The organism is Bacteroidales bacterium, from assembly GCA_035353855.1.
GTDB lineage: Bacteria > Bacteroidota > Bacteroidia > Bacteroidales > CG2-30-32-10 > DAOQAK01.
The window spans coordinates 1-9,351 of record DAOQAK010000079.1 but is presented as its reverse complement, the minus strand read 5'-3'; the positions used below and the strand labels follow the sequence as shown (position 1 = coordinate 9,351).

4 protein-coding genes are annotated in these 9,351 nt (G+C 33.4%); all 4 read left to right on the top strand.

Annotated features, from left to right (window positions below; all coding sequences use genetic code 11):
* Nucleotides 1-216 precede the first annotated feature (216 nt).
* The 4 genes from PKK00_14715 to PKK00_14700 all read left to right on the top strand — a co-directional run bounded on the left by PKK00_14715 (nucleotide 217) and on the right by PKK00_14700 (nucleotide 9,345).
* Complete coding sequence (locus tag PKK00_14715; protein HNW99656.1) at nucleotides 217-5,226, top strand: gliding motility-associated C-terminal domain-containing protein; 5,010 nt, start codon at nucleotides 217-219, stop codon at nucleotides 5,224-5,226.
* A gap of 24 nt (nucleotides 5,227-5,250) precedes the next feature.
* Nucleotides 5,251-6,204, top strand: a complete 954-nt coding sequence (locus PKK00_14710; GenBank protein ID HNW99655.1) for a type IX secretion system membrane protein PorP/SprF — start codon at nucleotides 5,251-5,253, stop codon at nucleotides 6,202-6,204.
* A gap of 21 nt (nucleotides 6,205-6,225) precedes the next feature.
* On the top strand, nucleotides 6,226-8,562 hold the full coding sequence (locus PKK00_14705) for an OmpA family protein (protein HNW99654.1): 2,337 nt from the start codon (nucleotides 6,226-6,228) through the stop codon (nucleotides 8,560-8,562).
* A gap of 273 nt (nucleotides 8,563-8,835) precedes the next feature.
* Nucleotides 8,836-9,345, top strand: coding sequence for a hypothetical protein (locus PKK00_14700; protein HNW99653.1), 510 nt, complete (start codon nucleotides 8,836-8,838; stop codon nucleotides 9,343-9,345).
* Nucleotides 9,346-9,351 lie beyond the last annotated feature (6 nt).

Sequence of the window (9,351 nt, the reverse complement as noted above, 5' to 3'; positions counted from 1 at the left end):
AAGTATATCAATAACTTTGGGTATGCTTGCCTATTTTTTCTCGGACATCAATGTTTTTTTTTATTAATTTTACGAAGTTAATTATGCATAAGATAAAAAATCTTTTTTCAAATTTTCTCAAATTTTTTAAACACTTTTCAAAAAGTAACGTATAACACATATTGATTTTGTACTATAATCTTGAATGTTAACCATTTAATAAATTTTCAAAAATATATGAAGAAATTATTATCCACTTTTTTATTATGTTGCTGTTCTGCATTTATATATGCTCAATCATCATTAACAGCCAACATTGAAGTAAATGGGACTCCATTAGATACTGTTTCTCTCTGCGGAATAGATGATTATATGACTTTTAATGTAGTAGTTACAGGTGGAACATCACCCTACACTTTTCTATGGAGTGGAGATGTAGGACAATTATCTCCAAATAACACACAGATGACAACATTTACAGCAAATGCTATTGGTTCATATGTTGTGGTTTGTCAAGTAACTGATAATGCTTCAAATTCTACAACTGATACGATTCTTGTTGTTGTCAACCCAATTCCACATATAACTGTTTCTCTTGACCAAAAAGTATGTCTTGGAAATTGTGTTAACATCACTTGTTCTTCAGGAGATTCAGATGGATTGATTTGGTATGAAGGTTACGTTTCAGGTCCCGAATTAGCTTCTGGTCCAGCTTCAGCTCCTCTTACTATTAATGTTTGCCCTACAGTTAATACTGATTATTGGGCTTTAGCATATGATACTTCAACAGGATGTATTAAAACAAAAAAAGTTACTGTTAGAGTTATTTCAATGACAGCTACGGCTACAGCCACCCCGCCATCAATTTGTATAGGCGCTACTACCCAGCTTGCAGCTACTCAAACCGGTGGAGATGCTCCTTTTTCATATTCATGGAGTCCTGCTACTAATATAAGTAATACTACAATCGCAAATCCAACAGCTTGGCCAACTACAACTACCAACTACTGTGTAACAATTACTGATAAGAATACATGTACTGCACCTGCTTGTGTTACAGTTAACGTTCCTACACCCCCTTCAATACAAAAAGACACTACTTTATGTTATGGCGGTTGTGCTACATTAACTGTAATTAGTTCAAGTACACCTCCACTCACATATGTATGGAGTACTAATGAGACTACTGCCACAATTACCCCTTGCCCTACAGTAACCACTGTATATACAGTTACTGTTACCGATGGAAATAGTTGTACATCTTCTGCAACAGCAACAGTAACTGTTGGTTCACAAGTATTTGCTGAAGCAGGCTTACCTGCTACTTTATGCTATAATGACTGTATTAATATTGGAGGTTCCCCAACAGGTTCAGGAGGAACAGGACCATATATATATAATTGGGAAAGTGTACCATCTGGTTTTTCATCATCAGAAGCAAACCCTGAGGTTTGTCCGACTTTAAGTACTGAATATTTTTTAACCGTTACGGATGCATTGGGCTGTACCGCTATTGATTCAGTATATCTTACTGTCAACCCGCAATTGATTGCCGATGCAGGAAATGACACAATTGTATGTAGCAGCAGCTGTAAAACTATTGGAGGAATACTAACTGCAAGTGGAGGAACATCTCCTTATTCATACAGCTGGAGTCCTGCAACAGGATTAAATTTTACAGATATTGCCAATCCGGAAGCTTGTTTTACAGCAACTACCACATATACTGTTACTATTACAGACGCATTAGGATGTACAGCAACAGATGATGTAACACTTACTATAAGCCCAACCCTATCAGTTGGTATAACTTCATCAATACCAACATGTGGTTTATGTGACGGTACAATGACAGCCAATGTATCAGGTGGTGTACCTGCTTATAATTATGAATGGAGCAATACTCTAACTACACAAATAATAACAGGTCTTTGCGCTGATATATATACCGTTACTGTTACTGATGCAAACGGTTGTACTGCAAAAGCCAGTGAAACATTAAACAATAATACTACTGTTCTTACACTTTCTGCAAGTCCAAATGATACTATATGTTCAAATGATTGTGTTACTTTAACTGCTTCTCCTTCTTTCTCTACCTATGATTTTTATGTTAATGGAACTTCTGTTCAAAATGGTGTTTCTAATATTTATAATTCCTGTACTTTAAATGCTGGTGATTCTGTATGGGTTAAAGCTACCGATCCTTCAGGATGTATTGGTTTCTCAAATACTATTATCATTATTATTAACCCAATACCTTTACAATTTAATGTTACGGGTGGTGGTACAATATGTGCAAATGATAGTTTACTAATTGGTTTAGATAACTCTCAATCAGGAATTTCTTATGATTTAATTTTAAATGCTACACCGCCATCTGTGGGTAATGTAATTGGTACTGGCTCTGCAATCAATTTTGGGTATTACTCTGATGCTGGAACATATACTGTAGTTGCAACCAATCTTATTACAGGATGTACTAACAACATGTTGGGAAGTGTTACTATAACAACGAATCCTGTTCCAAATCCAACTATTTCAGGACCTAATTCAATTTGTGCAGGTACAGCAGGAAATGTATATACTACTGAAGCCGGAATGACAAATTATGTTTGGACCGTTTCAGCTGGTGGAGCAATCACTGCTGGTGCTGGTACTAATTCAATTACGGTTACATGGAATACTGCAGGTGCTCAAACTGTAACTGTTAATTATGAAAATAGTTTTGGTTGTACAGCTACAAATGCAACTGTTTATAATGTTACTGTTAATCCAATTCCCGTACCTACTATTTCCGGTCCAAACTCAACATGTATAGGTTCAACTGGGAATGTATATACTACTGAAGCAGGTATGCAAAATTACAATTGGGCTGTATCAGCTGGTGGCGCTATTACCGCCGGTTCGGGTACTAATTCAATTACGGTTACATGGAATACTGCCGGTGCTCAAACTGTAAGCGTAAGCTATACCAGTAGTTTTGGTTGTCCTGCTACTGGAGCTACTGTTTATAATGTTACTGTTCATCCTTTACCTGTACCTACTATTACTGGACCTATTACAATTTGTCAAGGCGATACAGGAATATATTCTACTGAAAATGGAATGTCAAACTATGTATGGAATGTTGTAGGTGGTTCTATTATTGGTTCTTCATCAAATAGTACAATTACTATTGTATGGAATACTGTTGGTGCAGAATCTGTAAGTGTTAATTATACCGATATTAATGGCTGTACTGCAAGTATTGCTACAGTGCTTAATGTTACCGTTAATCCTTTACCTGTGCCTACTATTACCGGACCTGATTCAATTTGTGCCGGTACTACTGGAAATATCTATATTACTGAAGCCGGAATGGATAATTACATTTGGACTGTTTCTGCTGGTGGCACTATTACTGCCGGGACTGGTACCAATTCCATTACAGTTACATGGAATACTGCTGGAGCACAAACTGTAAGTGTTAATTATGAAAATATTTTTGGCTGTGATGCAGCAACTGCAACTATTTACACTGTTGATGTGAATCCTTTACCTGTACCTACCATTACTGGTCCGAATTCTATTTGTCTTGGTGATTCCGGAATATATATTACAGAAAGCGGAATGACAGATTATGAATGGCATGTTTCTGCTGGAGGCACTGTTACTGCTGGAGGCACTGTTACTGATACATCAGTATCTGTTACATGGAATACAGCAGGCGCTCAAACAGTATCAGTAAATTACTCAAATAGTTTTGGATGTACAGCTACATCTGCAACAGTTTATAATGTAACGGTAAATCCTTTACCTGTTCCTACTATAACAGGTCCCAATTCTGTTTGTATTGGCTCAACAGGCAATACTTATACAACTCAAACAGGTATGACCAATTATGATTGGACCGTTTCTACTGGAGCTATTGTAACAGGAGGTGGAACAAATACTAGTAACACAATTACTATAACCTGGAATACAGCAGGTAATCAAACAGTAAGTGTTAATTATACTGATGCAAATGGTTGTAATGCAAGTGCAGCAACAGTTTATAATATTACTGTTCATCCTTTACCTAATTTATTTACAGTTACTGGTGGAGGCCATTATTGTTCGGGTGGTAATGGTGTTCCTGTAGGATTAAGTGGTTCTCAGATAGGAGTAAGTTATCAGTTAAATAATGGAGGTCCTATTGGTGTACCAATTATGGGAACAGGTTCATCTATTTCATTTGGAAATCAAACAACAGCTGGGACATACACTATTATTGCAACAGATACTGCAACATCTTGCTCTGTTACTATGACAGGTTTTGCTGTAGTTATCATCGATGTTGTAACTATTAGCTTTAATCCTTCAACACCAATAATATGTTTAGGAGACACCATGAACTTATGCGCTTCAGGTGGTGATGTGTATATCTGGAATACAGGAGATGCAACGGCTTGCATTACTGTAAGTCCTATAACCAGTACTCCTTATTCGGTAACAGTAACTGAATTATCAAATGGTTGTACAAATTCTGCTTCTGTAATGGTTGTTGTTAATACAGCAATTCCTGGCATTGTAGCTTCTGATAATATTATTTGTGAAGGCGCAGCTGTAACACTAATAGCATCTGGTGGAGATACATATGAATGGAACACTACACCAGTTGAAACGGATTCTGCTATTACTGTTATTCCTGATATTACAACCAGTTACTGTGTAACCGTTACGGCAACCAATGGCTGTACTGCTTCAATCTGTGAAACCATTACAGTTAATCCATTGCCTGATTATTCTTTGTCTGCAACAAACACAAGTAATTGTGCTTCCTGCGACGGAAGTGTTACTATGGCTGATACAGGTACTGTACCTATTAATTCTTATTTATGGAGTAACCAAATGACCACTTCATCAATAAGTAATTTGTGTCCCGGTACATATACTGTTACAGTTACAGCTATAAATGGATGCTTAAAATCAACAAGTGCTATAGTTCTATCAAGCGATATTATTGAACCAATAGGTATTGTTAACACATTCTCTCCAAATGGTGACGGAATAAATGATAAGTGGGAAATCAAAAATATTGAACTTTACCCCGATAATGAGTTAATTATTGTTAACCGCTGGGGTAATGAAGTATATTCTGTAAAAGGATATCAAAATACCTGGGATGGCGACAATTTAAGTGAAGGAACTTATTTCTACTACTTAAAAGTAACAATGTGTAAAGAAGAAAATACCTACAAAGGATATATTACTATAATGCGTTAATCTGAAAAATAAAAAATAATATATATGAAACGAATTCGCTATATTTCAATCCTATTTCTGATAGCAGCATCTAGCTATGCACAGCAAAATTCGCAATACAATCAATACATTTTTAATGAATTGGTTATCAATCCTGCATATGCCGGGACAAAAGAAATAATCAATGCAAATGCTATCATATCAAAACAATGGGCAGGACTTGATGGTTCTCCCACAACACAATCAATTGGTATCGAGGGGCCTTTTACAAATAAAGTAGGTCTTGGAATACATGTTGTGAACGATAAAATAGGAGCACAATCTCAGCAAAGTATTTTTGGTAGTTACTCTTATAAATTACAAGTAAATGCAAAATATAAACTTGCTTTAGGTCTTGCAGTTGGAGCTTCAAATTTTTCTATTGATGGAACTAAGTTAACCACTACAACCCAGGACGACCCTGCAGTTCCAAAAACATTAGAAAATAAAATATTATTAGATGCTAAAACAGGATTATTCTTTTATAGCGATCGTTTTTATGCAGGTTTTTCTGTTGCAGATTTATTGGCTAATGTTTTTAAAAACCAACCATATTATGTTGATCAGGTTCGGCATTATTACTTAACTTCCGGATACGTTTTTGATGTTCTTCCTAAATTAAAATTTAAACCCAGTTTTCTTTTTAAACATGCATACAAATCGCCATCAAATATTGACTTAAATGCATTCTTCCTATATAATCAAAAATTTTGGCTGGGATGTACATATCGATTCGGTTCAATGTTTCTGGTAAATGAATCATTAACTAATTCACTCAAAAAAAGAGATGCTCTTGTTATTATGACAGAATATAATGTAAATGATAAATTCCGTATTGGATATGCTTATACAATAACAACATCGGTATTAAAAAACTATATGAGTCATGAACTTTCTCTTGGATATTTTATTCCAGGAAAGACTCCAATCAAGAAGATGAATAACATTAGGTATTTCTAATAAAATTATACACTGATAAATATGAAAACACTTTATAATATGAGCAGGTATATTGTAGTATCCATTTTGCTTTCTGTTTTCTGCACTTCTGTTTTTGCACAATCGGGTTTGCAGAAAGCGCAAAAAGCAGCAGCAAATTATGAATATTCAAAAGCAATTGAACTTTATAATGAATACCTGAAAACTCCAGCTGCAAAACCTTATGCAATAAGGGATTTGGTTAATTGCTACATGATGACCGGAAATACAAAAACAGCAGAAGAATGGATGTTAAAATTAATTACTTCTAATAATTATACTAACGCCGATATTTTTACTTATGCAAAAATTTTAAAATCAAATGGCAAATACAAAGAAGCAAAAACTGAATTTTTAAAATATTCTGACCTTGAACCTTCGGAAAAAAATAATATCACAAAATGGGTCAACTCTTGTCAGAAATCTATAGAAAGAATGGATGGCGACTCTGTTTTCTTTGAAGCTAAAAATATTGGATCTTTAAATTCTATTAATTCTGAATTTGGTTTGATTAAAATCGGTAAAGAATATTATTTTTCATCCGACAGGCAGAGTACTTCAGGAACCGATAAAATTTGTGAATGGACAGGAAATCCTTTTATGAAAATTTATTCTATTAGTGGAAATATTATTGGAACCCTTTCGGCAAAACCTATTTTAATTGATTCTCTAAACTCTGATTTTCATAATGGTCAGGCTTCATATGATAGTATTTCTAAAACTTTATATTTCACACGGACAAAAATCATTAAAGTTAAACAATCACCAATCAATAATGACCCTACATACTGGAATAATAATTTTGACTTAAGCGGTTATGAAAATCGTTTGGAAATATATTCTGCTAAATACGATAATGGTAAATGGATAAACATAAAGCCATTCGAGTATAACAATACAGAATATTCTGTAGGACATCCGGCGCTATCTCCCGACGGAAAAACTTTATACTTCTCGTCAGATATGCCGGGTGGATATGGAAGTACTGATATTTATTATTGTGAATGGGTGAATGGGAAATGGAGCACCCCGGTTAATGCAGGAAGCACTATAAATACGGATAGTAAAGAAGTTTTTCCTTATGTTGATAATAACGGGATATTATATTTTGCCAGTGATAATATTAAAGGCATGGGTGGACTTGATATTTATTATACTAAGGGCAGTAAAAATAAATGGTCGAGTCCTAGAAACATGGGATATCCCATAAATTCATCTAAAGATGATTTTTCAATTTTAATTACTAAGCAAAATGAATCCGGTTTCTTTTCATCAAACAGAGATGGAGGAGTTGGAGAAGATGATATTTACTCTTATTCGTTAATTCCTAACAGACAACGTATACTTGTTATAAGAACATTTGAATTGCAAAAAGATAATTCCTTAGTTGAACTTACCAACCTAAAAGTAAAAATTAAAAATGATGAAAGTAAGTATAAAAAAGTTCTTAAATCTGATAAAAATGGAATATTTACTGAAAGTGTTGATTTTACTACCCCTTTTGTAGTTTCCATAATGAAAAATGGGTATAATACACAATCGAAAACCATTAAAGTTAAAAATACTGATGGAGATACCATTTATGTTGATTTAATTACCAAAAAAGCGGAAGGACTTATATTAAAAGGTAAAACAAAAGAACTATTCGGTTCAATTACAAATCCAATTAGTAATATTCAAGTTATAATCGAAAATATTGAAGACGAATTTATTGACTCATTAAAATCTGATTCAAAAGGAGAGTTTACATCGAAATTGGATATAAATAAAACATATATGTTTACAGCAGTTAAGGATGGTTATTATACGCAAACTAAAACCGTTACTATTAAAGAAGGTACTCGAAACGATAGTGTAAATATAGAAACTATTACATATACAATGAAAGATGGCGTCTTAGCAGAAGACAAAACAAATTACACTGTTGCAATAAATGATACAGCAAATATTGAAATCCTATTGAATAAAATTGTTATTGACCAATCTATAATTGTAAATAATATTTATTACGATTATAATAAATCGGATATAAGGCCTGATGCAGCAAAAGAACTTGATAACATTGTTCAAATTTTAAAAGATAACCCTAATATCAGTATTGAATTAAGTTCTCATACCGATTCACGCGGTAGTGATTATTTCAATGCAATATTATCTCAAAAAAGAGCCGAATCGGCAGTAAAATATATTGTTTCAAAAGGAATTGATAAAAAGAGACTTACAGCAAAAGGATATGGTGAAACCAAACTAATTAATAAATGTTATAATAATTTCCCATGTACTGAAGAACAACATCAAATGAATAGAAGAACTGAAATTAAAGTTATAAAAGTAAAATAAAACGATATTTATTTTCTCAAAGAGGCTGTCTTGTTGCTTTTAAGACAGCCTCTTTTTTATTTTCATACAGATGTAACATTTCTGATTTACTATCCGTCATATATGTGATTTATGTTAGAATAATCAGATTGGTGTTATTAGTGCGGAAGAAAAAATTGAATCCTTCCGCACTTTTATTATTAAAATCAGAATGTATATTGAAAAGAATTTCACGATAACGAAAAAATTATTATCATTGCTAAACAAAAGTTATAATCCTAAAATTATAAAAATATGAAACAGTTCTTCAAAATGATGTTTGCTTCAATGGTGGGCTATATAATAGTTACCATAATCATCTTCTTTATTCTGATGGGAATATTCGCATCCATTGCTTCGTTTTCCAAAAAAGAAGTTGTTATTGTTCCTAAAAATACATTACTACATTTAAAATTGGACGAAGCAATTTCTGATCGTTCATCAAACAACCCTTTTTCAAATTTTGATTTTACATCCTTAAGTAATATTTCAACTCCCGGGTTGAATGATATATTACAAAGTATTAATAAAGCAAAAACCGATGAAAACATTAAAGGAATTTATCTGGAACTGGGAGATATCCCTTCTGGTATTGCTACAATTGAAGAAATAAGGAATGCATTAATTGATTTTAAAAAATCCGGGAAATTCATAATAAGCTACGGCGAAGAATATTCGCAGAAAGCTTATTATTTAGCATCGGTTTCTGATAAAATTTATTTATACTCAAAGAAAACAGGTTTGCAAAAAATCAAGATTGAATGAGCTGAA

Coding starts and splice junctions, on each gene's coding strand:
- PKK00_14715 (HNW99656.1), top strand. CDS start 217: ATGAAGAAATTATTATCCACTTTTTTATTATGTTGCTGTTCTGCATTT.
- PKK00_14705 (HNW99654.1), top strand. CDS start 6,226: ATGAAAACACTTTATAATATGAGCAGGTATATTGTAGTATCCATTTTG.
- PKK00_14710 (HNW99655.1), top strand. CDS start 5,251: ATGAAACGAATTCGCTATATTTCAATCCTATTTCTGATAGCAGCATCT.
- PKK00_14700 (HNW99653.1), top strand. CDS start 8,836: ATGAAACAGTTCTTCAAAATGATGTTTGCTTCAATGGTGGGCTATATA.